25 protein-coding genes, 1 tRNA gene and 3 pseudogenes are annotated in these 26254 nt (G+C 38.3%); 19 read left to right on the top strand and 10 right to left on the bottom strand.

The genetic code is table 11. The annotated features are described in order from the left end of the window. Positions 1-239: 239 nt before the first annotated feature. From RB215_RS02325 to RB215_RS02295, 7 genes are all read left to right on the top strand, one after another. Positions 240-917, top strand: coding sequence for a hypothetical protein (locus RB215_RS02325; RefSeq protein ID WP_225741053.1), 678 nt, complete (start codon positions 240-242; stop codon positions 915-917). Positions 918-921: 4 nt separating this feature from the next. Further along, complete coding sequence (locus RB215_RS02320) at positions 922-1254, top strand: type II toxin-antitoxin system RelE/ParE family toxin (protein ID WP_179807683.1); 333 nt, start codon at positions 922-924, stop codon at positions 1252-1254. 72 nt (positions 1255-1326) lie between these two features. Beyond that, positions 1327-1653, top strand: a complete 327-nt coding sequence (locus RB215_RS02315; protein WP_179807684.1) for a helix-turn-helix domain-containing protein — start codon at positions 1327-1329, stop codon at positions 1651-1653. Positions 1654-1680: 27 nt separating this feature from the next. Continuing rightward, a tRNA-OTHER gene (locus tag RB215_RS02310) sits at positions 1681-1805 on the top strand. Between the two features lie 1111 nt (positions 1806-2916). After that, positions 2917-4236, top strand: coding sequence for a hypothetical protein (locus RB215_RS02305; RefSeq protein WP_309216808.1), 1320 nt, complete (start codon positions 2917-2919; stop codon positions 4234-4236). A 151-nt stretch (positions 4237-4387) separates the two neighbouring features. After that, complete coding sequence (locus RB215_RS02300; RefSeq protein ID WP_309216807.1) at positions 4388-4786, top strand: hypothetical protein; 399 nt, start codon at positions 4388-4390, stop codon at positions 4784-4786. A 96-nt stretch (positions 4787-4882) separates the two neighbouring features. Further along, positions 4883-5395, top strand: coding sequence for a hypothetical protein (locus tag RB215_RS02295; RefSeq protein ID WP_309216806.1), 513 nt, complete (start codon positions 4883-4885; stop codon positions 5393-5395). Positions 5396-5825: 430 nt separating this feature from the next. Here the strand turns inward: RB215_RS02295 and RB215_RS02290 are convergent, their stop codons facing one another. Continuing rightward, positions 5826-8081: a TonB-dependent siderophore receptor gene (locus RB215_RS02290; protein ID WP_309216805.1), complete on the bottom strand. Its 2256-nt coding sequence runs from the start codon at positions 8079-8081 to the stop codon at positions 5826-5828. Positions 8082-8296: 215 nt separating this feature from the next. Here RB215_RS02290 and RB215_RS02285 point away from each other — a divergent pair, with 215 nt between their 5' ends. From RB215_RS02285 to istB, 4 genes are all read left to right on the top strand, one after another. Further along, complete coding sequence (locus RB215_RS02285) at positions 8297-8689, top strand: IS66 family insertion sequence element accessory protein TnpB (protein ID WP_192532861.1); 393 nt, start codon at positions 8297-8299, stop codon at positions 8687-8689. Beyond that, on the top strand, positions 8599-8814 hold the full coding sequence (gene tnpB / locus RB215_RS17835) for an IS66 family insertion sequence element accessory protein TnpB (protein WP_375144247.1): 216 nt from the start codon (positions 8599-8601) through the stop codon (positions 8812-8814). Before RB215_RS02285 ends, tnpB (RB215_RS17835) begins: the two co-directional genes overlap by 91 nt. A gap of 188 nt (positions 8815-9002) precedes the next feature. Continuing rightward, positions 9003-10547, top strand: coding sequence for an IS21 family transposase (gene istA / locus RB215_RS02280; protein WP_008111092.1), 1545 nt, complete (start codon positions 9003-9005; stop codon positions 10545-10547). A 28-nt stretch (positions 10548-10575) separates the two neighbouring features. Next, on the top strand, positions 10576-11340 hold the full coding sequence (gene istB, locus RB215_RS02275; protein ID WP_008111090.1) for an IS21-like element ISShfr5 family helper ATPase IstB: 765 nt from the start codon (positions 10576-10578) through the stop codon (positions 11338-11340). Between the two features lie 72 nt (positions 11341-11412). On the opposite strand, the gene RB215_RS02270 is transcribed toward istB, so the two are convergent. Then, the gene (locus RB215_RS02270) at positions 11413-11757 is read right to left on the bottom strand and encodes a hypothetical protein (protein WP_192532923.1); all 345 of its coding nucleotides are present in this window, start codon (positions 11755-11757) and stop codon (positions 11413-11415) included. An 89-nt stretch (positions 11758-11846) separates the two neighbouring features. Next, the gene (locus tag RB215_RS02265; RefSeq protein WP_008114006.1) at positions 11847-12089 is read right to left on the bottom strand and encodes a type II toxin-antitoxin system RelB/DinJ family antitoxin; all 243 of its coding nucleotides are present in this window, start codon (positions 12087-12089) and stop codon (positions 11847-11849) included. A gap of 446 nt (positions 12090-12535) precedes the next feature. Between RB215_RS02265 and RB215_RS02260 the strand changes: the two genes are divergently transcribed. Beyond that, the gene (locus tag RB215_RS02260) at positions 12536-12742 is read left to right on the top strand and encodes a hypothetical protein (protein WP_024606882.1); all 207 of its coding nucleotides are present in this window, start codon (positions 12536-12538) and stop codon (positions 12740-12742) included. An 87-nt stretch (positions 12743-12829) separates the two neighbouring features. Then, complete coding sequence (locus RB215_RS17830; protein WP_024606400.1) at positions 12830-13084, top strand: hypothetical protein; 255 nt, start codon at positions 12830-12832, stop codon at positions 13082-13084. Here RB215_RS17830 and RB215_RS02250 read toward each other — a convergent pair. The 4 genes from RB215_RS02250 to tnpA all read right to left on the bottom strand — a co-directional run bounded on the left by RB215_RS02250 (position 13051) and on the right by tnpA (position 15153). Further along, positions 13051-13341, bottom strand: a complete 291-nt coding sequence (locus RB215_RS02250; RefSeq protein ID WP_024606401.1) for a type II toxin-antitoxin system RelE/ParE family toxin — start codon at positions 13339-13341, stop codon at positions 13051-13053. The two genes, RB215_RS17830 and RB215_RS02250, sit on opposite strands and share 34 nt — an antisense overlap. A 1-nt stretch (position 13342) precedes the next feature. Beyond that, complete coding sequence (locus RB215_RS02245; RefSeq protein ID WP_008113998.1) at positions 13343-13582, bottom strand: type II toxin-antitoxin system ParD family antitoxin; 240 nt, start codon at positions 13580-13582, stop codon at positions 13343-13345. A 762-nt stretch (positions 13583-14344) separates the two neighbouring features. Next, complete coding sequence (locus RB215_RS02240; protein WP_024606402.1) at positions 14345-14656, bottom strand: helix-turn-helix domain-containing protein; 312 nt, start codon at positions 14654-14656, stop codon at positions 14345-14347. A 92-nt stretch (positions 14657-14748) separates the two neighbouring features. Beyond that, a complete protein-coding gene (gene tnpA / locus RB215_RS02235) occupies positions 14749-15153 on the bottom strand; it encodes an IS200/IS605 family transposase (protein ID WP_375144246.1) in 405 nt (134 codons plus the stop codon). A 98-nt stretch (positions 15154-15251) separates the two neighbouring features. Between tnpA and RB215_RS02230 the strand changes: the two genes are divergently transcribed. Both RB215_RS02230 and RB215_RS02225 read left to right on the top strand, forming a co-directional pair. Beyond that, complete coding sequence (locus RB215_RS02230) at positions 15252-16478, top strand: transposase (RefSeq protein WP_309216803.1); 1227 nt, start codon at positions 15252-15254, stop codon at positions 16476-16478. Between the two features lie 320 nt (positions 16479-16798). Then, positions 16799-17239, top strand: a complete 441-nt coding sequence (locus RB215_RS02225; protein ID WP_309216802.1) for an antitoxin Xre/MbcA/ParS toxin-binding domain-containing protein — start codon at positions 16799-16801, stop codon at positions 17237-17239. 315 nt (positions 17240-17554) lie between these two features. Here the strand turns inward: RB215_RS02225 and RB215_RS02220 are convergent, their stop codons facing one another. After that, the gene (locus RB215_RS02220) at positions 17555-18940 is read right to left on the bottom strand and encodes a Fic family protein (protein WP_192532874.1); all 1386 of its coding nucleotides are present in this window, start codon (positions 18938-18940) and stop codon (positions 17555-17557) included. A gap of 1584 nt (positions 18941-20524) precedes the next feature. Here RB215_RS02220 and tnpB (RB215_RS17825) point away from each other — a divergent pair. The 3 pseudogenes from tnpB (RB215_RS17825) to RB215_RS02210 all read left to right on the top strand — a co-directional run. Beyond that, positions 20525-20689 (top strand): annotated as a pseudogene (gene tnpB / locus RB215_RS17825) (IS66 family insertion sequence element accessory protein TnpB). A 192-nt stretch (positions 20690-20881) separates the two neighbouring features. Then, positions 20882-21214: pseudogene (locus RB215_RS02215) on the top strand (transposase); the annotation flags it as partial. Positions 21215-21389: 175 nt separating this feature from the next. Continuing rightward, a pseudogene (locus RB215_RS02210) lies at positions 21390-21584 on the top strand (transposase); the annotation flags it as partial. 55 nt (positions 21585-21639) lie between these two features. On the opposite strand, the gene RB215_RS02205 reads toward RB215_RS02210, so the two are convergent. Both RB215_RS02205 and RB215_RS02200 read right to left on the bottom strand, forming a co-directional pair. Next, complete coding sequence (locus RB215_RS02205; protein ID WP_309216801.1) at positions 21640-22503, bottom strand: hypothetical protein; 864 nt, start codon at positions 22501-22503, stop codon at positions 21640-21642. Next, positions 22493-24211 carry a hypothetical protein gene (locus RB215_RS02200; protein WP_309216800.1) on the bottom strand — a complete coding sequence of 573 codons (1719 nt, stop codon included), beginning with the start codon at positions 24209-24211 and terminating at the stop codon, positions 22493-22495. Before RB215_RS02200 ends, RB215_RS02205 begins: the two co-directional genes overlap by 11 nt. 1556 nt (positions 24212-25767) lie before the next feature. On the opposite strand from RB215_RS02200, the gene RB215_RS02195 reads away from it, so the two are divergent. Further along, positions 25768-26241 (top strand): hypothetical protein, encoded by a 474-nt coding sequence (locus tag RB215_RS02195; protein ID WP_309216799.1) that lies wholly within the window; start codon positions 25768-25770, stop codon positions 26239-26241. Positions 26242-26254 lie beyond the last annotated feature (13 nt).

The raw sequence follows: 26254 nt of genomic DNA, 5'->3' as shown, positions 1-26254 counted from the left end.
GCAATTATCGACCCATTTCGAATGTTCGAATAGTTGACGTGTTAAATATTTCATTTTTAGCCTGACACAGAATTATGAATGCCTTCTACTTCACATGCCCTGGTGAACGAAGATGTTACCCCGCCTAAATCACTATTCCAATATCATCCCAGCCTAATTAACCGAATTTCCTTGTTAATAGACTGTGATAGTGTAATCTATATTGCATTAAATAACATTTTGATTATGCAACGAATAAAATGCTAAGACAAATATTAGTCGATAACGATATAAATTCGCTTCTAAATGACGCGTGTACTGGTAAGTATTCACTTAAAGATAGGTATCTAATAACCCAACTTGCTTGCGTCCCCTTGTCACTTACAGAGCATAATTTATTAAAACTACATCAGTTGATAAGTGACAAAGGAGAAGTTTATCGCAAGTGGGTTTTGCCAGCAGAATATAGTCGAAACAAGAATGAGCGCATTATCGAAGTGCCTGAAGTTTTTTGCCAAGCACTAGAGCAATATTTAGACTGGTACGAACAGCAACAAGATTTACCAGTTGAATACAGGCATAACTTAGGAACGTACAGGGGGTTTAGTCAAAAAGCCCCTGCTTTACTTAATGACCGTCTAACTGCGTTTGCTATGAGTGAGCGAACCGTTAAAAAGGGCATTAATAAACAACCAACAAACCTAAGAACCAAAGTTAATACACTGCTTAAAAAGGCTGGTTTAGATTGGGCTACAGCGAAAACCTTTGAGGACTCGCTCATAATCCATTTAGCAAAAAACGTAGATCATGGTGTTGTAGCTGACTTGTTTGGTTACGCATCAAGACAAGTAGTAACAGATAAGTACAACGGTAACTTGCTGCAATTATCGGACGCTATCAATAGCGTGTATTCAAGAATTAAAGTTACAGGACATTAGGAAGTTGAAAAAGTTTAAGTTCATAAACAGTCAATCAAAAAAAGAGTTTCTAGCGTTGCCAGATAAAATTCAAAAGCGCTTTGCAAATGATTTAAACGCTATCTGTCAAAACAAAGAGCCATTTAGCAAGTTCAAGCACTTAAAGGACAGTGTAGGTATTGGCGCGGTTGAACTGATTGAAAACGGTAGACCAGCATACAGAACGATTTATGTTGCTAAATTTGCTGACACTGTTTTTATTTTGCACTCATTTACCAAAACCACCAACGGGGTAGATGGGCAGGCAATGGACACTGCGAAGAAACGATACAAATTAATGCAAAAAGAAATTAAGTGACATATATCAATACTTGTATATATATCAGCACTGATATATAGTGCCTGTAAGTTAAACAATAAGGTTGTTAATATGACTCTTGAATACTCAAATATCTTTGATGCAATCACAAAAGATAAAGCAGAAGCCTCTGAACTACAGACGCGCTCAGATCTGATGATTGTTATTCGTGACATTATCAATGCTAAAAATTGGTCACAGGCCGATGCAGGGATTAAATTAGGGCTAACTCAACCTCGCGTAAGCGATTTGGTAAATGGCCGAATTGATAAATTCAGCATTGATAAGTTAATGACTTGTTTGTATAGAATTGGTTTTCGTTTCAAACCATCCTTTACGGATGATCAGTTAACAATGGCAGTCGAAGCCGTTAAAACACACTCGTTGGAATGCGAGTAGCGGCCATAAGTCGCTATTTATTCGCATGCGTTTTGTAGCTCAGATGGTTAGAGCGCTACGCCGTTACCAAAGTGTTTGCAAACGCTGAGGTTATAATTTCGCGATAAAGGCTATATGGGGTCTGTCACTGGTTCAAGTCCAGTCAAAACGCAGCCGAATAAATTAAATTGGAATAACGGGGGTAACATATGCACGTAGACAAAAAAGTCGGCTGGGCGCTAGAGGCGATAGGAGTTGTATTACTTCTTGCTACGGCTACTTTCAATCTGAAAATATTTTAGGCTGTTTTTGGTTTTTCATGCACAATAGCAGGAGCGTACAAAGTGATCAAAAGGCTTATTGTTGAGCGAAATTCAAGCGCTATTTAAAATGAAGATATTTGGATTTCAAGTGATGACATAAATGAACGACGCGAACTGGTCTTGAATCAATTTTAAGCTATTTAAAATCAATTACTTAAATTGAAACTATCTTGCTTTAAACAGTAATAAAACACGACTCAAACCATATAAACCATTGAAATTTAAATAAAAACCTCATCCAATAGTTCCCTCTATTAGAAGAAAACACTCCCCTCCCCTAAAACCCTTACACAGCAAGGCTTTGCGCGCGATTTAGCTTTTTAAATGAGACACAAAAACGTCTAATTTTTAACATTTGAGACAGTTTTTAATCGTGAAAAATGCAAGTGAGAAGTGTCTCAATCTGGCCATTTACGACACGCTAGCACATCAAAAGTCTGAGATGAAAAAGTGTAAAAATTCACTTTTTAATATGCCAACATATTAAATAATGCCCATAAAAAAGGATTCACCGTGTCTCAATATGGCTATTTCATAGAGTCTTAGCAGCTAAAAGTCTGAGATGAAAAAGTGAAAAAATTCACTTTTTTATTATGTGGTCAGGCGCTTTTTTACCTAATTTAAGGGGGTTTTACGCGTTAAAATAACAACCAGTGAGTCGGTTTGGCGCGCTCAAATCAGCGATTTTATCGTAGCTTCACGCGCAATCGGTGAAATAGTGAATACTCAATGTAGAATTCCCTGCTTTCACTAGGCCGTTTCTAACTCAGAATAATACGTTTTCTCACACTTAGCAGTGTGAAATTATAGTGGCATAGTTAATTTTTCCACCTAATCTATGTGAGTGAAACGCATTTCATTTTTTACAATATAATATTAAATTTTTAAAAAATATTTTTATTTTGTAATAGCTTATACTGTTTAGCATAAGTCAATATTCATAGTGTCAGGAAACTCTTGCTTGAAAATAAGGAAAGTGTCCTCTGATAAAGTTGTTTCAATTCAGATTAACAAACAAGGATTTTTAATGTATCTGTCAAATAAATTAATAAAAGCCGTTTTTTCCGGAACTGGAGTTGCCGTGATATTAGCCGGATGTTCAGCATCCCCATCAACAAAGCCATTATCATCTCCTTTAGCGTTACCAGACACCTTGATTGCTGAAAACAAAGGGGATATTGAAGCTCTGTACAGCTCTTGGATCGAGCCATTCAAATCATACAAAGACCACTATATTCCGCATATAAACGACGAACAACTTCTTGCCTCCGAAGCCGCTGTAATAGATGGGTTTAGTCGATTCTGCTTCACTAGTGGCGGAGCAGTCACACACAGAATAGACGAGTATGGCGGCTATAAATATAGATGTTCAACGTCAAATAGTAGGTTTATTGGCGAATTCACCATCAATTTCCTTGATGATAACCCAACGCAACTATTACATGTAAAAATTGATTCACCAAAGCGTTTAGAGGCTCGCGAGGCCTTGCTGAAGGTATTTGAAACACGCAAATCAAAAAATGGCCCAACTGGTGTAATTGTCACAGATGAAGGTCGATTTAAATTTTTGCGCATCGGCAATCTAAAAGAAAGACATGTTTTAGAAGTCCTGTTGGAAAAAGGAACAAATAAATATATTCCAATTGAAGATATTTCACAGATTAAGTTTTCTGAGAATGCTCACGGCCTAAACGTTACTTTGAGAAATGGTCGAAATAAGTCACTTAATACAATGCACTTAGTAAACCGCACAAGCCCGAATTTGCTTTCTGCATATAAGAGTTCTGACTTTCCAGTAGTAATGATTGATCCTGAGAGTGAGCAGCCTTATACAAAAATATTCTCTAATTTAAATAGCATTAAATCCATTTTTTTTGATGATACATCCGTTTGGAACACCGAGGCCGCAGCCGTTATTACAACAACATTCGACCCTTTGTCGCCTTCTCGATTAAATACATACACTCAGAAGTTACGTGTCGAAGCTAATAAACTATATTCTGAGGCGATTGATAACGGGTGGATTAAACTACTTCCAGACGGAAAACTTACTCTTCAGTTGGTGAATCATCTTAAATACGAATTACGCAAAATTTCTAAAAGTTCAGAGTGCAACGATAACGCAGTTATCGGCATCACAAGTCTAGATACTCTATTGCGCTGCCGCGTTGCTACTCGTGAACTCAAACTTATCGCGGGGAAGGGTTACTCATTAGTTACCGAAGTGACCCCACTAGCAACCATCATCGTTCTTAATAAAATCAAAAAAGATCTTCTTTAACATTGCAGGGAAACTGCAAAGCTCTTCATAGGTAAAGAGTGTTGCTCGCACTTGTACGGTCACCCTAGCTAATTTGGGGTGAAGTTATTACTAACTAAGTACCCTACTTCACCCTGATTGGCGGACAGCGAGGTTAGCACTATAACCTTTAATGAAAGATCAACCTGAGCGAGAGTTCACTGCATGGCGTGTGGTTAATTTATATTGGGCTATGTATACCAATAATAACCGGTACATTGGCATAGATGTTAATCATATTTACTCATCATTAGAGGAAGTTATTTTTGGTAACTACCTGCACCTTTGTGAAATTCCATTTGAAGCTCACTGCTCCTTAAAGACGATTAACCGTGTGGCTGATTTTAAGCTCTCTGACTTTGACGTCTATATTGAAATACTTATGTGTGATCCTAACGATCCTCGTGCATGTTCCAGGACAAGCAAACGGGCTGCTTACTCAAAGCGAACAAAAATGAAAGAGCGAGAGTATGAAGTTAATGACATACAAGTAAAATTTATTAATGGTGATGTTTCTGATACCGCCTTTTAACAAGACATTAAAACATTAATCAATAAGCTTTATCCCTCTCATACCCCGCCTGAATTTGAGTTGGTACGTCAATATAACAAGGATAATCTGGCTTATTTGTTGAAGTTGACAATCGACGAAGTACACAAACTAATTGATAATGCAGGTGGTGTGTCTAATTTAAAAAACAATAAGCATGCTGAGTATCAATTTTTAACAAATAACTATCCAAACTTTGAAAAAATATTGGAGGATGCTAAAGCTCGATGGAAAATAAAAAGATCCTATAAAATAACCAGCACTAGACGAAAAAACGCTAACTTTATGACCGTACCCGAACATATAGAGGCTATTTGGCAGTCTAACCTCCATAAAGCACTTGGTAATGGGCCATGGAAGCATAAACGGCAGGGGCTTTATTGGGCTTGGGTCAAATACTATGATACATACCGAGATATATTCGCAGGTTTGGGGGTAACACCACCGCCCAATAGATTCAAAAAAACGTTCTTTGTTAAGGCTGCTCCAGATAATAAAAACCTAAAATTTTATAATTTCATTAACGCGGATAAAACACAGCTAATGAAAGTATTAAAAGATATAACAAACTTAGGCAAGTTAATTTTGTAAGGTTTGTTTATGGAGTAGCTGTGATATAAGAAATTTTATTAGTAATACTCAAGATAAATTGAACTGCAAGATTGCTGCTCTTCGCTGTCTCCTAATGTGCTTCGACACACCGCAGCAATGTATACCACGGTAATAGCTATGTGGCTTAGTCAAGCATGCTCATATGGCAATGAAGGAAACCGCATTAGCGAAAGTAGCACCATTTCATAAGCGCATTTAAGCAGTGCGCTTAGCTATAATCGAAGTCTAGCTGCACATTCCACGGCATTAGGTCGGTAAAATCATCATCACCCACCTCTCGCTTTAGCATTTACTATGATGTGGCTACCAATGTGAGCTGATTGATATATGTATTACAAAGATCAACAGCCCCTCGTTATTTGATACCACGCGATTATAAAATCGCGTGGTATTTATTATGGCTTATGAGTTAATACGTCCATTTAATTGTAAAGTCGATATTTTGAGGCTCACCGTAGTTGGCAAAATCAATATTAGCCCAATATTTTTCGTCAGTTATATTGGTTGCACTTAGTGTTGCATTCCATGAATTATTAAAGCGCCAGTTAGCGTATAAGTTAACCAGCATGTAAGCACCTTGTTGGTAAGTTACTCCTTCACTTTCGAGTGGGTGATTCACACCATACCCAATGATTTCACTTTGCCAATTAATGCCACCACCTATATTTAATTTCTCTAACGATCCTGTGAATTGATAATGCGTGGAAAGCTGAACTGAGTGCTCTGGCAAGTTGGTCCAAATGCGGTCGTTTTCATTACGAGTGGTGTCAACATAGGTATATCCAGCATTTATCTGCCATTCATTGCTAACGCGGCCACTTAAACTAATTTCAACCCCTTTACTCTCTGTGCCATCAACACCTTTATAAGCAGAACTGCCATCTGGCAATGAGTAATCAGGTTGAGTTAGATCTCGTACACCATAATTGTCTTGCTTGGTATTAAATATGGCAAAGGTTGCCATAAGTTGACCATCATAAAATTCACTTTTGACACCTGCTTCTAAATTGCTACCGAGTACGGGTGCAAGCAAGTTATTATTTTTATCCTTGTAATTTTGTGGTGTAAAAATATCGGTGTAGCTCGTATATAGACTCGTTGCTGGTGTTAGATCATAAACGATACCTACATAGGGGGTAATTTCGTTACTTACTTTATAATTACCAGTCGTAATGGTATATGCAGAGTCGGTATCATAATTGTCGGTGCCTGTTTCCCAGGAGGTAACTCGTGCGCCCCCTACAAAAGATAAGGTCTCAGTCACCCGAAAGCGTGTTGCTGCATAAAAACCATATTGATCAGTTTTGCTTGTTCGGTACGCGCCAGTTGTAGCATAGCTGGGTTTCGGAGCCTCACCATCATAATCCCATGCATTTGGCACATTGTAAGACCAGTCAGATAGTGAAGAGTAACCTAAACTTGTTGATTCATGTTGACTAATGTTGAGACCGAACATAAGTTCATGTTCGCGCTCAAATAGGTTATAACTGCCTGTCAGGTATAAATCTAGGCTGTCACGAGTGTCCTCAGTGGAGCCTACTGCACCTCGCAAGAATACCCCTTCGCCAGTGTCTCGATCAGGAAGACCAGAAGCATAAACACGTAAACTTTCAACCTCACCCTCGGTGTGGTTTAGTGCAGCTCGTAGTTGCCAATAGTCATTGAAGTGGTGGTTTATATCAGCAAATACAGTCGATGATTCTCGCTGCCATTTTGTCCACTTAGGCGCATAGCTGGTAGTAACGGGTAAGTTTGCTTCGTTACCATCACTGGCAAAAATTGGGATGGTACCCCATGTACTGCCAACAGGATTATTATCTTGGTTTTGATAACCCAGCGATACTGTTGTGTTTTGGGTTATGTCGGCTTCAATAATGCCCATCATAGCTAACTTGTCTTCTTGATAACGCTCAAGATAACTATCAGAATCTTGATAAGCAACGACTAGGCGACTTCTAACGCTGCCATCTGCGGTTAGGGGTAAAGAAATATCAGCAACACCACGGCGTCGATCCCATGAGCCAATGCCTGCTGATATAGACGCGTCGAACTCTTGCTTTGGGCGTTTTCGTATCATATTAACCGTGGCCGAAGGTGAACCAACACCACTTAATAGGCCATTGGCACCACGGATCACTTCAACTTGTTGATATAGAGATGTGTCATATTCTTGATTGGTTGAGCCACTATAAGTTGGAATACCATCTACTTGGAAGTCGGTAATTTGAAAGCCTCGAGCAAAGTAAAGTGGACGTTGACTATCATATTTTGTGACATTCACGCCTGGTACATTTAGCATTATATCGTTTATGTCAGTAATGCCGCTTAAATCCATCAGTTCGCGCGAAATACTCGTAACAGACTGTGGTAGCTCTTTGGCTGACAGTGGTATTCTAGTAGGGTTTTGACTTGAAAAAGGTGAGTTTTTCACCTCGATAATTTCCATACCTTGGTTGTCTTTATGTATATCTTTAGTTTCTTGCGCTGCAAGCGCTTGTCCATAAAGAGCGGCTGTGACAGCTAAAGCTAAAGTGTATCGATTTTGGTATTTATTAAAACAGGGAGTTGATGCGTATTTCGATGTAGTATTCTGCAGGTAGTGTTTTTCGTTAAAGCTCATTTGTCTATATTCCCCTTTAATTGAAGTAATGATAATAATTCTCATTATCCTTAACATTAAACCCTGAGTCAATCGAAAATACTGAATAAAGTGCTATGGTAGATAAACGGCTATTACATTGATGACTATAATTAAACATTCGTAAGCGCTCATTACTCCGCTATTAGACGACAATTAGGTTGACGTCTAATACTCGCGTTATTCCAAATTTAATCTGAGCCTTGATAATGACGTCAGTCATTACTTATCGAGGTTTCAATATGTCACATACTCAACATTGGCAGCATCATATCAATGCATGGCAACAAACCGGCGGCTCGCAAGCACACTATTGCCGCGCTCACGAGCTCGACAAAAATCAATTTAGTTATTGGAAGTGCAAATTAGCCAAGCGCAATGATGTACTGCTTACTCGCCCGTCAGGATTTGCCGTGGCTCAGTTGGCAACGACGTCTGAGAGCGCATCATCGCTTTGTATCACCTTACCTAACGGCGTTGTGCTGGGTGGCATCGATGCCATGAACGCGGCGGTTGCGGCGCAATTGTTGGAGTACCTGCGCTGGTGCAACCGACACTGCGACCTGGTGCCCATTTACCGCGCGTGTATTTATATTGTGAGCCGATTGATTTTCGCAAGTCTCATCGCGGCTTAAGTACTTTGATTGAAGCCGAATTAGGCCACAACCCGTTTAGTGGTGAGCTGTATGCGTTCACCAATAAACAGCGTAACAAAATCAAATGCGTCTTCTGCGTATTCTCATGCATCGCGATCACCTAATACTATCTAAGCCGATCACCTAATACCATCCATCAAGATCACTCAATACCATCGATGCCGATCACTTTTCGGTCAAAATGGTATTGAGTGATCGGCTTGAATGGTATCGTTCAATTTGTACACGTTTTTGTCTAGCCAGTAGGTGTTTTTAACCGTTATTCTTTTCATTTTTGATGATGAGAATGACCATGCCAACGGCACCTATTTCAATGCGTAAACTTAAAGAGATTTTAAGACTAAAATACAGCTGTAAACTCAGTCATCGTCAGATAGCAACAAGCTTATCTGTTTCACCCTCAATCGTGTCTAAATATGCCTGTAAATCAGCAGAGTTAGATATTACTTACTGGCCGCTTGATGAGAAGTGGGATGATCACGCTCTGCAACAAGCGTTCTTCAAAACAAAGCCTCGATTAAAGGGCTTTACCATTCCTGACTGGTCGTTAGTTCAGCAAGAGCTTCGGCCTAAAACCATGACGTTGTTGCTGCTTTGGGAAGAATACAAAGAGCGGCACGCGGAAGGTTTTTACAGTTACACTCACTTCTGCCGTCAGTACAAGGCATGGCTTAAATGCCAAAAACCCTCCATGCGACAAAATCATAAAGCAGGTGAAAAACTGTTTGTGGATTACTGTGGCCCAACCATGAGTATTGTTGATACAAGTACAGGCGAATGTCGTACTGCACAAGTGTTCGTTGCGGTCATGGGTGCATCAAATTATACCTATGCCGAAGCGACTTACAGCCAGAAACTCGAAGATTGGGTGATGAGTCACGCCCGTTGTTTTGAGTTTCTTGGCGGTGTTCCTGAGCTAATAATTCCTGACAACCTTAAAAGTGCCGTCACCAAACCGTGTCGATATGAGCCTGACTTAAATCCAACCTACCAACAACTAGCGACACATTACGATACGGTCATTGTGCCCGCTAGACCCTATAAACCAAAGGATAAGGCTAAGGCTGAAGTGGGTGTGCAAATTGTTGAACGTTGGATAATGGCGCGCCTTCGCAATGAAACCTTCTTTAGCTTGCGTCAATTGAACTTGAAAATACAAGCATTACTGGTCGATTTAAATCAACGTAAAATGAAAAAGCATCCTGGCTCACGGCTCAGTCAGTTTGATGCTATCGACAGACCTGCACTCAAACCACTGCCTACACAGCCTTACAGCTATACCTTAGTAAAACAGGTGAGCGTGCATATTGATTATCATGTGGAAATTGAAAAGCACTACTACTCAGTGCCACATACCTTAATTAAACAAAAGCTTGAAGCCCATGCCTCCGGGAAGTTGGTGACACTCTACCATCAAGGCATACAAGTCGCTGTTCACCCCAGATCATACCGAGAAGGTGCGCACACCACGCTTGATCTGCATATGCCTATCGCTCATCAAAAGCAGCAACAATGGACACCACAGCGGTTCGAACGCTGGGCGAGTAAATTTGGCACATCAACTGAGCAGTTTGTTATGCAATTGATGCAAGCTAAAAAACATCCAGAGCAAAGCTACCGTGCTTGTATGGGGTTATTAAGCCTAGGTAAAAAGTTTAGTGATCAACGTCTTGAAGCCGCCTGTCATCGCGCATTAACCACAGGTGTTACTCGCGTTAAACAAGTAAAGACTATCTTAGAAAAAGGCTTGGATAAACAACCCTTGCCACAAGCTCAAGGTGATTTACTACAAGATATTGATCATAAAAATATCCGTGGCAACCACTATTACCATTAATAAAAATTAACAAACCATAGGAAGACTTATGCAAAATATCAATCAACAAGTTAATAATCAGTTAAGTAATTTAAAGCTAAGCGGCATACGTGATGCGCTATTGCAGCAATACGAGCAACCCAATTTATACGTTGAACAAAGCTTCGAAGAGCGGCTAAGTTTATTGCTTGAACATGAAATAACGCAGCGTGATCAGCGTAAAATAGATCGCCTAACGCGACAAGCAAAGTTCAGAGTTGGCGGCACACTTGCCCAACTCAACTATGGCGCAGCACGACAACTCGATAAAGCTCAGATCCGTTCATTAGCACAAGGTGAATGGCTTCGTCTTCACCAAAACATCTTGATCACAGGAGCAACAGGTTGTGGCAAAACTTACCTCGCTTGCGCGCTTGGTCAAAACCACTGCCAACAAGGGAGTAGCGTTTATTATTTTAGGCTCAAAGAGCTATTAGAAAAGATGTTTCTAGCGCAAGCCGATGGTAGTTATCGAAAACTGATCAACAAGCTTAGCTCTGCCAATTTACTGATCTTAGATGATTGGGGATTAGAGCCATTAACGGCTCAACAACGGAGTGATTTACTGGAATTAATTGATGCAAGATATGATACAAAATCGACCTTAATAGCGAGTCAATTACCGATAGAAAATTGGTATGAAATGATCGGAGAATCGACACACGCGGATGCGATTCTAGATAGGCTTGTGCACGGGGCGATAAAGTTGGAATTAAAAGGCGAGTCGATGCGAAAAAAACTAAATTTCTTGACTGATGCCGATCACTCAAGTTAGATTTTACTGAGGTCTACTGACAGACAAAAAAGTGATCGGCTTGAATGGTATTGAGCGATCGGCATCATGGTATTACGCAGTTATATCAACCACATGATTTTTAGCATCTTTTTCCATTTTCTTCATTTTTTGACTTCTAATCGCAGTTTCTTTCGAGGCAGGTTGCGTGTTTCGTGGTTTTGCTCCGCTCATTCTATCCCAAATTAACTCTTCAGGTATTACTTGTCTTAGCAACCTTTCGATAGCAATCTTTGGCTTAACCGAGTGCTTCTCTGCGGCTTTGTTTACCGCACTTTTGAAGCTCCAATGTTTGTCTAGATAGAGCCATAGAGCTAAATCCACCCCTTTATACAGTGCTTTATCTTCAATAAAAGGCAGGTCTTTCATTGCCTCTTCTTTAGTAAATAGAATTGCCATGAATTACTCCTTGTCTGGCTTAAAGTTAGTGGTAATCAGGTTATTTAAAGGTGGTTCATTAGATATCGAGCATTAAATTTGCGTAATGTTCATAGGGTATCTAGCGAGGTTTTGACACCTACTTTGGGAGCAGCTAAACGCGCTTTTGCTACAGTAATTAACGCTTCATCCTCACTTGTCAGTAGCGCGGATTTAAACGGCAACGCCTCTCTTTGTGCAACGTATTCTAGTGTCTGCCTTAGTAGCTCTGACGGAGTTATACCTAATTTTTCTAGTGCAGCGTAAGAACGCTTTTTCACATCATCATCGACACGAAAACTTATAGTACCCATAACGACCCTGTATTTATATATTGATTTACTGATTGTATTAAATTTATACCAGAGTACAAGTTAAAATATATTTCTGACACCTCGTACGATATTCCCAAAAAACAGAAGTTTACTTCCCTTTTAATCATAAAAATTGTAATTTTCGGAAGTATTCTTCCAGGGATGGTCATGAGTCTAATATTTCAATTGTTTGTAAGCGAGCATTTAAACAGTGCGCTTACGCTATTAATATCCATAATGAGAGATTAAGGCTAATAGCTTAAATAATTTGTGGCGGTAGGTAGTACCGACACATTAAATGCTTGTAAGAGGTTTTAGAAGTCTAAAGTGATCTAGTATCACAATGCTTAAACCGTTGACGACAAGAATCCCCTTGATTTATCAAGGGGTACTTCAACAAAAAAGAGAATAAGATTTCGTTTGCGTCTATTTATGACTTTGCGCCAATGAAAGCAGATCCTGAAATGGTAACGCGATTGTTTAAGTGGGGTGACGGTTTTGAACGTGGAGGCAAGGTAAACTTTTTGCAAGTAGCCGAGCAACTCTCACCTATGTGTGATCCAAATGAATTGATTGCATACCTTCAAGAAATAGCCAAAAGGCTCAAAAATCTGCCAACGCTACTTTTAGATGCCGGTTGCCCAAGTTATTAAGCGACAATTACGGTGGCCGGTCTAGCGACAATTATCTTGGCCGGTTGATCTGATAAGGTTCGGTACAGCAGAACGGAGGAGTTCACTGTGCCGGGAACACGAATCACTGATCAGCAGGTCACTATTTATATGAAACATAGAAAGCGTAATAGCCAAGTTATCGCGGCTGCGAAAGCAGGTATTTCTGAACGTTCAGCAAGGCGCATTGATAAACTGGATGAGCAGCCATTGTCTAATAAACGCCAATGGCGAACGCGTATAGATCCACTTGAGTCTATCTGGGACAGTATTGTTGGCCAGTTACGTTTTCAAAGAGCCCGATGTACATCCATGCTTTTATGAAGAACTCGAATAATTACAACTTCTTTCTTGCCGAATTCTTTGTAATAGATGACATGACTCCCTTGCGGTCGCTTTCTATAGCCTTCTCTAATGTAATCACAAATATAACCTAGCTCTGGTTCTTCTGCAATTTGATGAAAAACGCTATCAAGTAATTTTAAATAGTCATTTCTCTGCTGCCTGCCCCAGTTAAGTTGCGTGTAACGAGCGATTTTTATTAAATCTGATTTAGCTTTTTTAGATATATGAAATTTCATATCAATGATTTTCTTTATCTAAGTCACTTAATAGTGTGTCATATGAATAGTCAGCTATTCCGCTGTTTTCTCCCTCAACCAACATATTCCTTAAATTGTTCATTTTCAATTCTTGATCTTCTAAGGCTCTTAATCCAGCTCTTAGAACTTCACTTGCAGATCCATACCTACCAGTCTCTAATTGCTGACTAATAAATGAGTCAAAATGCTCACCTAATGTAACACTTGTATTTTTCGCCATGCCAACCTCCAATACCAAAATTCAATATATTTTGGTATCAAAAACATATCAAGTCAATTAAGAAAGACAAAAAACACCTCCTAATCCTACGTTGCTAAAGTATAAGCAACTTTTTTTTAGCTTCTTATTAAGGCGGTATGGTTGAAATTTAAAACAAATAACCCCTTACTTTGAATAACGAAAACTAGCTCTTCTAGAAGATTGACTTGCCCTGCAAGTGCAACAGAGACTTTGGGAAAATGCATGAGGGTTAAATCCTTTTACCGTACAGTTGAAATACTTCCATCCTCACAGGCGGATGCTTGCCGGTAACTGGAAGGTATTATTACAGGTTACTATAGAGGCTAAACATCTAATTTCAAGTCATTTTTATATTTTTAACAACATAAGTAATTAATGAACATGCATAAAATAGTCGTTACATATAAGCTGGTAAAATGTCTCCGTATTAGCACGAGTTCATACTCCCTTTTGATGTGCCTAGTATCGATATAGCTGCTTACCTAAAAAACTCACAGTTTAAAACAAAATTTGAAATAAACTCTGAATACTCTTCTCAGTCAGTAAAAGCTAACTTTGATCGCCTAATGAAAAAAGCACATGGCAGATTCCGCATTTATGGTAGTAACTCTAAACTGGGTTTAGAGGATAATCTACAGTTCAATGTTAAACATTTCGTGGTCAAACATCCTCACTGATTTTAGAGCTTGGAGATAGCTAATCATCCAAAGCGTCAAGATACAAGTGGTCAACTTATTCCAACTAGTGTTCTTTAACTGTTTCAACAGCCATTGTTAACTGGTTATCTGAAAAAAATGGTTTAAAACGAAAACCAATTCTGTACAAACAAGTCATTAGCTTATCAATACTGAATTTATCAATACGGCCATTAACAAGATCACTTACGCGAGGTTGGGTTAGTCCTAATTGAATCGCTGCATCAGCCTGTGACCAATTCTTCGCATTGATAATGTCACGAACAACAATCATCAGATCTGAGCGCGTCTGAAGTTCAGAAGCTTCGGCTTTATCTTCTGTAATTGCATCAAAGATGTTTGAGTATTCAAGAGTCATCTTAATAACCTTATTGATTAACTTACAAACAATATATATCAGTACTGATATATATCAGTACTGATATATATACAAGTGTTGATATATTTATTTTATCGAAATTTTCCGAGAAAACCCATTGATCGACGCGAAGCGGCGTCGATGGGATGAATCGGAATAACTAGCCCTGATTTTTGAATGTATTTTCGAATTGTATCAGCAGAAGCATTTCCAACTGAGCAAACAAAATACCCGTCAGACCAAAAGGTTTTCTCAATCCAGAATTGCTTTTTCAACCACTTAAATCTCGACCATAGGCTTTGTGTCGTTGATTGTTTAATTCTACGAACATAACTCGCAACACAAATGGTCGGGGAAATCGTAAGCAATATGTGTATATGATCTTTGTCTACCTCGATCTCTTCAATATTAAATTCTGAGCGCTCTGCAATTTCAGAAATTTTTTGTTTTACAAATTCACCTAAGTTACCTTGTAGCAATTGCCTTCTATATTTCACAACTAAGATTAAATGTAACGCTATTAGATATTTGCAGTGTGATTTAGTTTCATATTCTATCTTGACAACCCTTTCATATACAGTAGTCTATACAGTATATGAAAAAGACGCTTAGATACAACTACAGGCTAAATCCTACGCCAGAGCAAGAAGCTAAACTCGTTGAGTTTGGCGCGACAGCGCGTGGCATTTGGAACTTATTGTTGTCTGAGAACATACGTCGATACGAGCACGATAAAACGTTTTTGTTTTACAAAGACATGGCCTCACTACTTAAAGATATCAAGACGTTCGAAGAGTTTAACTGGATCAAAGCATTCGATTCTGCGGCAGCTCAACAAGTTGCCCGCGACCTGGAATTAGCGCTCAAGAATGTTTTTACTAAAGGTCGCTTGCAACGCTTTCCAAAGCACAAGATCTCATATAAAAAGAAAAAACTTCACAACGATAGTTTTCGAGCGGTCAATAACTCAAACTGTATCCGCATTGAAGATGGCGCTATCAGTATCCCAAAGGTAGGCAAGATACCCATTATCTTGCATCGCAAACTAGCAAGTAAAATCAAGACTGTAACTATCCAGTATCACCACGGAAAATGGGGATGCAGCATCACTCAGGAAGTTGAGTGCAAAACAGCTAAACAAGTTTTAAAAACAATCACAGGTTTTGACATTAACTCAAAGCAAACTGTTGTTGGCTCAGATGGTTTTGTGGTCGATAACCCCAAGTTTTTAAAGCAGTCAAAAACAAAGTTAAATCAATTGCAACGCCAGCTTGCACGCCGAACTAAAGGTTCAAATCGCTGGCACAAAACCAAACAACGCATCAACAAATTACACGGCAAAATCTCACGGCAAAGGCTCGACTTTGCACACAAAATTTCACGCCAGATAACCAATGAAAATGACATTTTAGTGTTCGAAGATTTAAACGTAAAAGGGATGCAAAAGTTCAATGGCAGCATGGTTGCCGACAATGTGATGGGCTTAATTACTCAGCTTTCAAAATACAAAACTGAGCTTGAAGGTAAACTCTATCACGAGATTGGCAGGTTTGAAAAATCCACTGGGGTTTGTTCTGGATGCGGCCAACATCATGTTTTGACATTGAACGACAGGAATTTCACATGTACGGCTTGTGAAACTTACCAAAACCGAGACTTGTCAGCGGCTAAAAGCATAGCAAAAACAGGTGAATTAGATTTGATTGCGGCTGGGATCGTCGCAAGGGTTACCCCCACATCTCAGCAGAAATCAGCCATTAAAACGAAAGTCTTCGAGCTATCGAAGTTTGCTGTTGGAACTGAGAAAAAAGAAGCAGCCTAGTCTCTAAGTCAAGGCTGTAGAAGCCCATTGATCGACACTGAGTGGCGTCGATGGGTAGTTCACTAGTTTTAGCTATGTCTGTAGTGGCTCTCGCCACTGGTTTATACGCCCTTAAAAATAGAAACAGATAGTGTTCTTTTATCTAATTAGCAATATTTTCCAGCTTTGATAGCGTATAAGTCGACATACGCATTTCGTGTCCCAAAGATCGTATGCGATTTAGGATATTACTCATTACCTTGCTATATTATTTTACTCAGGGTTTTACGAGTTAGCTATGAACGCTAAAGGTAATTGTTGTCAATCATAGTGAGCTACTAATGAATAAGGTACAGCAAAGTACAAAGCATGACTTTATCAATACCGTCACGCTTGGAGAATTAAATACGCACTCAAGTCCTATGGCTGAAATTGCGATAGTTAAAGTAGGCTTAACAACAGCCGGTTTACGTACTTTTTCTACTTCAATACAATGGGAATTGAGTACTTTAGCAAAAGCGCTGGGCACAACTGAACGTACTTTGTTACGTAATAAAGATAAGCCTTTAAATAAACAGATCAGTGAGAATGCGATTGAAGTGGCACGATTGTCAAACTTTGGGATTGCATATTTCAGCAGTATCGATAATTGGAATACATGGTTAGACACACCCAATGTTCAATTTGATAATCAACCTGCACGAGCCATAATGAACAGTATCCGTGGCCGTGAATTAATACGCAGAGTTATTAGCGGGCTACAGCATGGATTTACAGCGTAATAGTCGTTTATCGGATAGGCGCTAAGCAATATAACAACCCGAGGGTGTAACTAATTTTGTGTAACTGCCTATCATAATTTACTCTATCAAGAGTTTAAGGATTAGGCGATGAACATGAATAAAGAAGAACTCGAAGCGTTTGCTAAAGAAGCGGCTAAAAGTATAAAAACACCTGACGATGTAAATCAACTTAGCAAAATGTTAAAAAATAACTGTTGAAGCGGTGCTTAATGCAGAAATAGATGAACATTTAGGCTATCAAAAACACAGTAAATCTACGTACACCAATAGCCGAAATAGTAATTTAACTCGTAGCTAAGGAGTTAAATTACCATCATCTAATTGAGCCAATTGCTCATTTAATCGCTCAAGGTGAGTTTCGTCACTATCGGCAAATTCTTTGTACTTGCTTACTAATTTGTTGAGTTTAGCATTTGGCACCTGAAAGAAATCGATATTTCTCTGAATGTCATCTGAGATCTTTTTTAAGCTAATCTCAAGCATTTTCTTATCATTCCCTCTAGGAAAAATATTAAATACTGGCTTAGAGTCGATAAGCTTTATGTAATAGCGCATACTACGGCCACCAGAGACTGAGGGGTCAATGATACCCTTACCAACCATGTCTTTAAGGTCACGAGTAGCGGTTGCTGGGGAGCAGCCTGTCATATTCTGGTATCGCTCTGAGTTGATACCGTTTTTGATTAAACCACTCTCACCGAACTCAAAAAACTTATTCACTACTTTATGCTGACGCTTATTCAAATCAGTATTTTTGTGATGATCCCAGAAGATAGATTTTTTCAGAATGAAATCTATCTTGTTTTTAGAGTCTACCTGAGCCTGTTTCGTTATTTCAACAAACCACTTAACCCATTCACTCAAATCAACCGACGGATTTATACGAGAGCTTTCAGCAAGTTTTTTATAGTATTCATCACGATTTTCATTGATGGGTGTTGAGATACTAAATAATGGCGGTATATCAAAATCCTGAAACAAAGCATGCTCAGAAATAGCACGAGCTATACGTCCATTTCCGTCATTAAAAGGATGTATTGATGTAAACCACATGTGTGCTACTGCAGAACGCACAGGCCCGGGAATATAAACGACATCTTCATCAGCATTTAATGGGGACGTTGTATTGTACCACTCAACAAAAGCAGCCATTTCAGCCTCAACTATTTCACCCGGAGGTCCCTCGAAAACGACTTCTTCATAATCACCGTGACCAGAAACTATATCAACAGAACCATCACGATATTCACCTACCTTTATATCTCGTTTTCCACAATACTCTTCTTGCCCGGTAAGTAATAATTTATGCCAGTCACAAATCATTTCTTTGGATAAGTTATTGGCAAAGTTGCTCCGTACATCAATCAATAAGGATGCAATACCATTTTCTTTATGAAATATACCTTTAGGCTGTGATAAGTCTAAATCAAGATAACGTGCAACAGAGGATCGAACTTCTTCACGGTTTAGATTTTCACCCTCAATTTTGCTCGTGTTGATAGCTTCTTCAACCATAAGATAAATATAAGCCTCAGACTTATTATTTTGCTCGAGCTGAGACACTTGACCTTGAAGGTTAGAAGAAATTTGGATGTATTCATTGATGGCCTTGCTCAGTCTGTCAGACTGATATGTAAAATTTGGCCAATCAGGATGTTGCCAGTTGTATTTTAAATACATAGTTTTACATCTCTTTTATTCTAATCATATTATTAATTATTTTGATGATATTAAAACCATCATTCTCACCAATGCTATATTACCATCAACTTACACCTACTTTTGATTAGAATAAAGCATCTATTCTCATCATTTTGTATTTTCAATATATTTTTATATGGGATCTCAAGTAACTGCTCTTTAATCATAGAGATTGCAATTTTCTGAAGCAATCGATAAGTAACCAATAAGAAGCCCATTCACCTAGTGCATCAGCAACTGCGCACTCTTACGACTTTGATCACCAATTTTTACAGCTAACAGAGCTGCCCCTTTTTGAAGTTTAATTACCTGTCTAGAAGTCGTATAAGAGATCACACTTATGCTAACAGTGAAAGCTAGCTGAACTTTTAGTTAGCTATTTAGCTAAAACATATAATCAATAAAAAAAACAAAATAGACTATTTGAATTAAAATGATTTTTAAAAGTCAAATTTTAGAGAATGCTAAATAGAGTGGTCTATTTTTGGAACTCATCAAAAAATCTATTAAAAAAATAACATGCTTATATATGCAGCTGTAAACTTGAGGTGTTCCCCTGATTTGAAACGCCTCCTAGCCGCTCGCTCTCAAATACCGCTTTTAACAAGGCAAGCAAGGCTCTCATTTAGCGAGCGTGAAGAATCGTCATGAAAATTTTAGATAAATCACAATGCAAAAAAAACGCAACGGCCTTTCTTGTCTAATTCATTCAGTCTTTGAATTGCTAGTTCTTACTTCACAATTAGGTGCCTACTTATTACATTTATAAGCGTATAACTAACCACATAGTGTAAATCAAAGCTTTAAGTGAGTAGTTAACACACATCTAGGCAGTATAACTAAACACTTAACCTGCGTAATGCCCCTATTTAGCGAAAATTAAAAATCATCAAAGATGAAATGTAATATTAGACAGACAAAAGCAACCAGCTCGTTGATTATTTGCACTAAAAACAACCATAAATGACGCTCTGTAAAGTAATTAACTATGACCACACAGTAGGCTTTCTCACGGGTCTAAAATTATTGCAGGTTTTTTTAATGCCTTTAATTTAAAACCAACTCACTGTAGCTGCTCTTCTTGCGGTATTCCCTTAGCAGATTATTTAAGGCGGTTAATTGAGTTTTTGAATAGTAAGCACGTAATTAGCCCCACATACCAATGTTGATGGCACCTATGCATAATTAACTCAGCATATTAACTTGAGGTAATTATGAAAAAACAGCAAAAAATAAAACACTAGCAAGGTATTTTTAAGCAGCAAAAACCGAGTTGTTTAGCCATCATTCAATTTAGTCGTGATAACAACATTAGCGCATCGACTTTCTATGCTTGGCGTAAACGCCTTTCTGGCGAAACAGTAAGGTTTAAAAAGCAACAGGTGATCCCGTTTGTTATTCATGAGCAGCCTTTACACAATCTTCAATCATTAAACTCACCACACCAAAGGGCTATTAAATAGACTTCGAATCGACATTAGTTAACCAAACATTAACCAAATTATTGAGCGTATTGTGAGACCTTGCACGCACCAAGTTTACTTGGTCACGGGGCTCACCGACATGCGAAAATCAATCAATGGGTTGAGTATTATTGTCAGCGATACGCTATCACTCGATCCTTTAAGCCAAGCGTGATTCGATTTTTGTAATAAACAACGCGATAAATTAAAAATATTATTTTGGGATACCAACGGCTTTTGGCTCTATTATCGTCGTTTAGAGTAAAGGCAATTTCAGTAGCCAAAACAGACTAATGAACACACAGCAATGGGCATTGAGCAACGCCAATTGTAATGGTTACTCTCGGGGTTACCTGTCAGCAATCAAACCCGACTCCCGACCTTATCAGGATTATCGGTGATGTGATTAACATGATCGTTTTTTTGTACTTGAACGATCTTCCCCATGTGTCATGCTATAAATAAAGCGATAAAATATACCCTTAATCAATGGCCGAAGTTAGTGCGGTATATTTAGGATAGTGAATTAGGTATTAATAATAATATCACCGAGCGAGATATCCGGCCATTTACCACGGGTAGGAAAAACTGGTTATTCTCAAAATCAATTCATGAAGCAGAGGCAAGTGCCACACTTTATAGTATTGTGATGACCTGCCGTGCCAATGATATCAATCCTTATTATTATTTCCTGCATTTATTTAGAGCGTTGCCGAATCGAGAGGTAGGTGATGATGACTTTACCGACTTAATGCCATGGGATGTGCAGCTAAACTTCGATTATAGCTAAGCGCACAGCTTAAATGCGCGCTTACCAATAAACTAGGCGCATCAAAGATTATAAAAGGGGATGGATTTACTGTCGATCGTGATATCAACGGTGCTAGAAACATACTGCTTAAACATTTAACAAGGCAGCTTGAGCCTCAGTCATAACAACGAATGTTGCGTTCGTTGCGATTTAAATCAAGAGCTACATGTGGGTATATTGCTCAGGAGCAGACTCACCTAAAGCAGATGCCCCCCCCCAATATAGTACTTTACGGCTACCATAATAGTCGCGCAGCCGCATGCGTGATGAATTACCTTGTGGTTATCAAGGCTACTTACAAGTGGATGGCTATCAAGCGTATGAAAAAACACAACCCCCTCTTGTGGGCTGACAGCTACCTATGAGTGTCGCACTTATTATCTGAAATCAGGCTATCTTGTCTTTTAGAAAACTGTATCACCTGAAATCTTTTGCCATGCTTTGATTATTAAGTACTTTAACAATTTAATTAAACGGTAAATTAACCATGCAGCCAGAAAAACTAATAATAATAAAACGCTCCAAACAGCGATCTTAGATGCTAAAGAGTATTCCTTTTTGGGTTTATCTTTTTGGGCTGAATCGTCAGTTTTTCTAGTCCCCGTAACACTAATTAACTCAACATTTTTTTGTAATACCACGTTAAAATTGTTCTGGTTATGATCCAAATAAATATTAAATTTAGTTGTTTTATAATGTTTATGGCTCACTTCAACAAGGTACTTTCCTTGTTGAAGTGGCATGGAATATTTATATTTAGGCACTATGTTTAAAATTCTGACTCTCGCAGATTGCGGTATTGTGTTAATTTCTAGTGGGTAAACCTTTAAACCTTTTTGCCAAAAATTTAGTGAGATTTTATTAATAACACCACTATTTATGATGACTTTCCGTTCAATCGCTTGTTCCTTAGTACTTTTAGGTTGGGCTTTTAGCCAGTAAGTGCCTGACGGTAATATTGCCTTATCGAGTATTTTTAAACCTGCTCCATAGCGTGTTCGAGTAATAGTGATACTTTTAGCATCGCTATAATTAGCTAGTTTTAAAATTCCACGCTGCTTGTTTGTTGAGATAAGTACAAATTTGTTGGTTTCGATTTTTTCTTTTACTTGCTTTAGCCCTGGCAGTTTTGCTAATTCACCAGCCAACTCTTCAAAAATACCTTTTTTAATAGCGCCTTTAACTGCCTTTTTAGTATCTGCTTGTGCAATATTAGGTAAGTTAGTAATAAAAAAGAGACTACAAAACAATAAAATTTTATTCATCACTTGAATCTCCTATTAAACTTGTTAACCAACCAACGAGCTCGGGCGCTGAATCACCGAGTAAATCTATGATCATCATAATCGTATCGGTGTCACCATTATTTTTTATATAATCTGTAATAATAGTGTCAACCGCAGCCTTATTTTGTTGATAGAGCTCCATACCACTGCTTTTTATTAGCTCTTCTAGCGCCTCCCCCCGAAGTGCATCTTCAAGCTTTTCAGTTAGCTCATTTAAAGCTTTATTCTCGGTATTTATTTTTTCTAAGGTATCCTTATCATTAATTGTATGTTGATTAATACTGTCAGCTTCGACTCCCATTAACTGAGCGAAAAACGCACTAACATTGGAAAGTGCAACCACTTCAAAGATTTGCTTTTCAACCTCAGGCTTCTCAGGCATATCTTTTTTTCTTGGCCTGCTATGGTTGCATATTTTTGAGTCGGGTAATGTGCTGTAATGGCCTGTAGAAACTTCCTTATCATTAATAAGTAGTCGCCAGTTAAATGCCATACCAAAAACGAGCCATAACATATTTCCGCCCGGGTACTCTTTACCGCCCATAGTAATAACTTTAGCCTCAGTTTCTCCCGCCCATATAGATGCCTTACGAGAGCCTTTATTAGTATCTAATTGACACAGGTAAGCAATCTCAAAGCAAACATCTGGTTGGTTTAATACTGAGCTTGAGCAGGTTATGAATTCAACAAGATCATCGCCGATAAAACGTTTTCTCCCTTGATTAAGTACGCTAGCTAACTGCTTTTCTAATAAGTTATTAGCGGTACAAGGCTCAGGGTAAGAAAAGCGTAAATGCTCGGGGGCATTTTTTATCATAGTGTCGAATTTATCGGGCGTTTCCTTATTCAGCGCATTTGAGAGGAGATGTTGATAATACCTTTGCATAAACAGTTTAGGTTCTCGTGCGCCGAAGTTTCGCGCAGCGACTGTTATATCACGTACTTCAGCAAGAGGTTTATAGTTGTCGTGATGTGCTGCTTTAATCGTGATGCTATTGTAACCTGACTTTACAACTTCATTTAGCATTTCAAGAAATTCTGAGTTTAATCCTTGGGCACTATAGCCTTGGCGATACATATCAAGCTTCAAACGAGCTCGTTGATCAATCGATTGTATTGCGATAGCCGCCTTTTTTTTCATACCAAGGCAATGTAAACGTCTCAGTAGTTTACTATTAGCCCAACAAATAAACTCCCAATAACCTACTTTACTGTCTACCGCGAGTGCTTCTTGCCATCTTCTATCTGTTGAAATATGCCGCGATAGGTAGGAAAGTAAAAAAAAGAATGCTAAAATTGTGCCTAAAAATTGGCTAATACCTAAATAGTAAGGTTCGTAAAGGTAATATTGTGTTAATAATTGCGCCGACTTTTCTGTCAAAGGGTAAGTAGTTTCATAGTCTAAAGAAAGCAGTACTGGTGTCGCAAGGGTCTCGATAGGGAGTAATCGATTTTCTTGCCAAGCGAAAACAGTTTGTACATTACCTCTATAGGTAAATGTTTTGTCTGTATATATTTGATATTTTACAGAGCCTAAGGTGATAATTATTAGCCAACCTATAGCGCCAATTAAGGTATAACGAGATAAACGTTTTAATTTAATACGCCAAATTGAATTTGGGTTTGATTTAGTAAGCTGACGGATGAACATCCAAAGAACAAAACAAGCAAGAATAACAATCTTTATCATTGATACGTCCATGTTAAAGTGTATGGTGGATAGGCTAAGGCTTTATTATAAATAACTACGCCAAACACAATGTAAATATAATTAACCTAACTAAACTACCACTAAAACTTCAATAAGACTATATTGTATATCGTTATTAGCCGTCAGTTAGCACCAAAAAGATCCTCAGAATTAGTACTAATTGTATTAAAACTTGGGTGAGATGCGAGAGTATTCATGGTTATAGGCCATGTAAGCAGCGCTATAACGACACATATATATAACCTGATCCTTAAACATTGAATGGCCTATATACAACAGTACCTCCATTGGGGATTAAACATAAAATAAAGAGGCTGGATATTAGTTTAAAATTCGATCACCTAAAGGACAGTATAGGCATTGATGCGGTTGTGTAGTAACAGGTCTAATTGCACGTTCACGAAATTCTGATGTATAGCGATTTGATTTTTTCATAGTTCCAGTTTCTCAAGCTATTGTGTCTCTGGCAAACACGGGGCAATTCAGTTCGAATACGTGAACCTTTAAACCAGCCCAATTACTTCCTTTCCGTTTCAATACAAGTCAATATTTCTGTTTATTTCATGACCGATGTAACCTAACCACCTACTTAACATAATAATAGCTATCGTAAATAGGGGTTTACGAGAGTTATTTCTCACCCATGATAGGGACTATCTGCATACTTGTACCAACATACAAGAAGGATGAAAAAGCGCGGACACTGACAACAGGTATTGATCTATGAGGTTAATAATTTAAGCCACCTAAAACTATTAAAAAAGAGCAAGTACTCACAAACCGACTTTTTCTTAAATACATCTACTTAAATAAAGTGCTGCATGCGTATTCATTACGCCGTATTAAATTTATAGCCCAAGATTTCATTGAGTCATTATTTTTTATGATAAATCAGCGCATCAATATGAGTCCTCATTGCTTTCCCACTCCCAACCGTACCCAAAAAACCACATTTATTTCCTTAAAATAACACTGTCAACTTATAAATAATAAAAAAAAGCGAAAAAAACGTTTTTAACAAAGAAAAGAAAAATAATCATTAACATATTGAAAATAAATGAATTATACATTTAAAACACACTACTTTTTAAATACGCGAAGTTTAGAGGGCACAAAAAGGGGTGCTCTAATTTTAGAACTATTAAGAAAACCAGTTTAGAGTTTTTCAAATATTTATCACAGCTAAAAGCGTGAATGGTCTAAAAGCGTCATTTTCAAAAAACGTAGTGTAAATACACTCCTGCTTGCTTTATAGGCAACCCGAATAAGTAGGTCTAAATAGTCGGAGTAAATCGCCACTGCGGCAAAACATTAGCTTTATGATTATGCAGCTGTGTTGATAATTGTAACAACTTGACTCCTATAAGTTTTTTTGGGTGGTCTTGAACGACTGAGTATTTTTTAAACGGTTGCTTTTTTTTCAGCCAAATCCGAATAAGTAGGCCTACATAGCCGGACATAATCGTCAAAGCAACAATGGTAAAGGGTTACCATAAATAAAAACATAAATGCGTTAATTAAAAAGAATGAGTCATATGAAACATAAGCAAAAAAGGATTCAGTTTACCAAAGCAAAATTACAAGCTCATCCACGATTAAGGGAGCTGATTAAAAATGATCTCGTAAATTTAAAAGTAAACCACTGCATTAGTGAGTTACCCATTGAGGTAATACAAACGTTATTAGATTTAAATCCACTGCCAGTGACACCCGATACTAATGATGATTGCTACCTGACACTTGCGCCGGGCGGAATACTAGAGCGCTTTAAAGCCCACCCTTTAAGTAAAAAGCTTATCTTAAAGGTACATATTTACCCAGCAGATGTCGTTGATCATGTATTAAGCGTTACCTTGCTATATAACTGTGCGATAACACTTTATTTAAAAAATGGCTTGGCCGCTAATATTCAACAGCGACATGGCTGTTTTAAAGCGCACGGTAAACACGCCCCTAAAAAAACGATATTGGCAAACTTAGCTAATACCTCACCTTCTACTTTTAGATAATGGAGAAGTCGAT

Source organism: Pseudoalteromonas sp. HL-AS2 (assembly GCF_031198805.1).
Classification (GTDB): Bacteria; Pseudomonadota; Gammaproteobacteria; order Enterobacterales; family Alteromonadaceae; genus Pseudoalteromonas; species Pseudoalteromonas nigrifaciens.
This window is presented reverse-complemented; position numbering and strand designations above follow the sequence as displayed.

Excerpts from the sequence above, each read along its gene's own strand:
- RB215_RS02325 (WP_225741053.1), top strand. The coding sequence starts at position 240 with ATGCTAAGACAAATATTAGTCGATAACGATATAAATTCGCTTCTAAAT.
- RB215_RS02315 (WP_179807684.1), top strand. The coding sequence starts at position 1,327 with ATGACTCTTGAATACTCAAATATCTTTGATGCAATCACAAAAGATAAA.
- RB215_RS02300 (WP_309216807.1), top strand. The coding sequence starts at position 4,388 with ATGAAAGATCAACCTGAGCGAGAGTTCACTGCATGGCGTGTGGTTAAT.
- RB215_RS02290 (WP_309216805.1), bottom strand. The coding sequence starts at position 8,081 with ATGAGAATTATTATCATTACTTCAATTAAAGGGGAATATAGACAAATG.
- RB215_RS02285 (WP_192532861.1), top strand. The coding sequence starts at position 8,297 with ATGTCACATACTCAACATTGGCAGCATCATATCAATGCATGGCAACAA.
- istA (WP_008111092.1), top strand. The coding sequence starts at position 9,003 with ATGCCAACGGCACCTATTTCAATGCGTAAACTTAAAGAGATTTTAAGA.
- istB (WP_008111090.1), top strand. The coding sequence starts at position 10,576 with ATGCAAAATATCAATCAACAAGTTAATAATCAGTTAAGTAATTTAAAG.
- RB215_RS02270 (WP_192532923.1), bottom strand. The coding sequence starts at position 11,757 with ATGGCAATTCTATTTACTAAAGAAGAGGCAATGAAAGACCTGCCTTTT.
- RB215_RS02265 (WP_008114006.1), bottom strand. The coding sequence starts at position 12,089 with ATGGGTACTATAAGTTTTCGTGTCGATGATGATGTGAAAAAGCGTTCT.
- RB215_RS02260 (WP_024606882.1), top strand. The coding sequence starts at position 12,536 with ATGAAAGCAGATCCTGAAATGGTAACGCGATTGTTTAAGTGGGGTGAC.
- RB215_RS02250 (WP_024606401.1), bottom strand. The coding sequence starts at position 13,341 with ATGAAATTTCATATATCTAAAAAAGCTAAATCAGATTTAATAAAAATC.
- RB215_RS02245 (WP_008113998.1), bottom strand. The coding sequence starts at position 13,582 with ATGGCGAAAAATACAAGTGTTACATTAGGTGAGCATTTTGACTCATTT.
- RB215_RS02240 (WP_024606402.1), bottom strand. The coding sequence starts at position 14,656 with ATGACTCTTGAATACTCAAACATCTTTGATGCAATTACAGAAGATAAA.
- RB215_RS02230 (WP_309216803.1), top strand. The coding sequence starts at position 15,252 with ATGAAAAAGACGCTTAGATACAACTACAGGCTAAATCCTACGCCAGAG.
- RB215_RS02225 (WP_309216802.1), top strand. The coding sequence starts at position 16,799 with ATGAATAAGGTACAGCAAAGTACAAAGCATGACTTTATCAATACCGTC.
- RB215_RS02220 (WP_192532874.1), bottom strand. The coding sequence starts at position 18,940 with ATGTATTTAAAATACAACTGGCAACATCCTGATTGGCCAAATTTTACA.
- RB215_RS02200 (WP_309216800.1), bottom strand. The coding sequence starts at position 24,211 with ATGATAAAGATTGTTATTCTTGCTTGTTTTGTTCTTTGGATGTTCATC.
- RB215_RS02195 (WP_309216799.1), top strand. The coding sequence starts at position 25,768 with ATGAAACATAAGCAAAAAAGGATTCAGTTTACCAAAGCAAAATTACAA.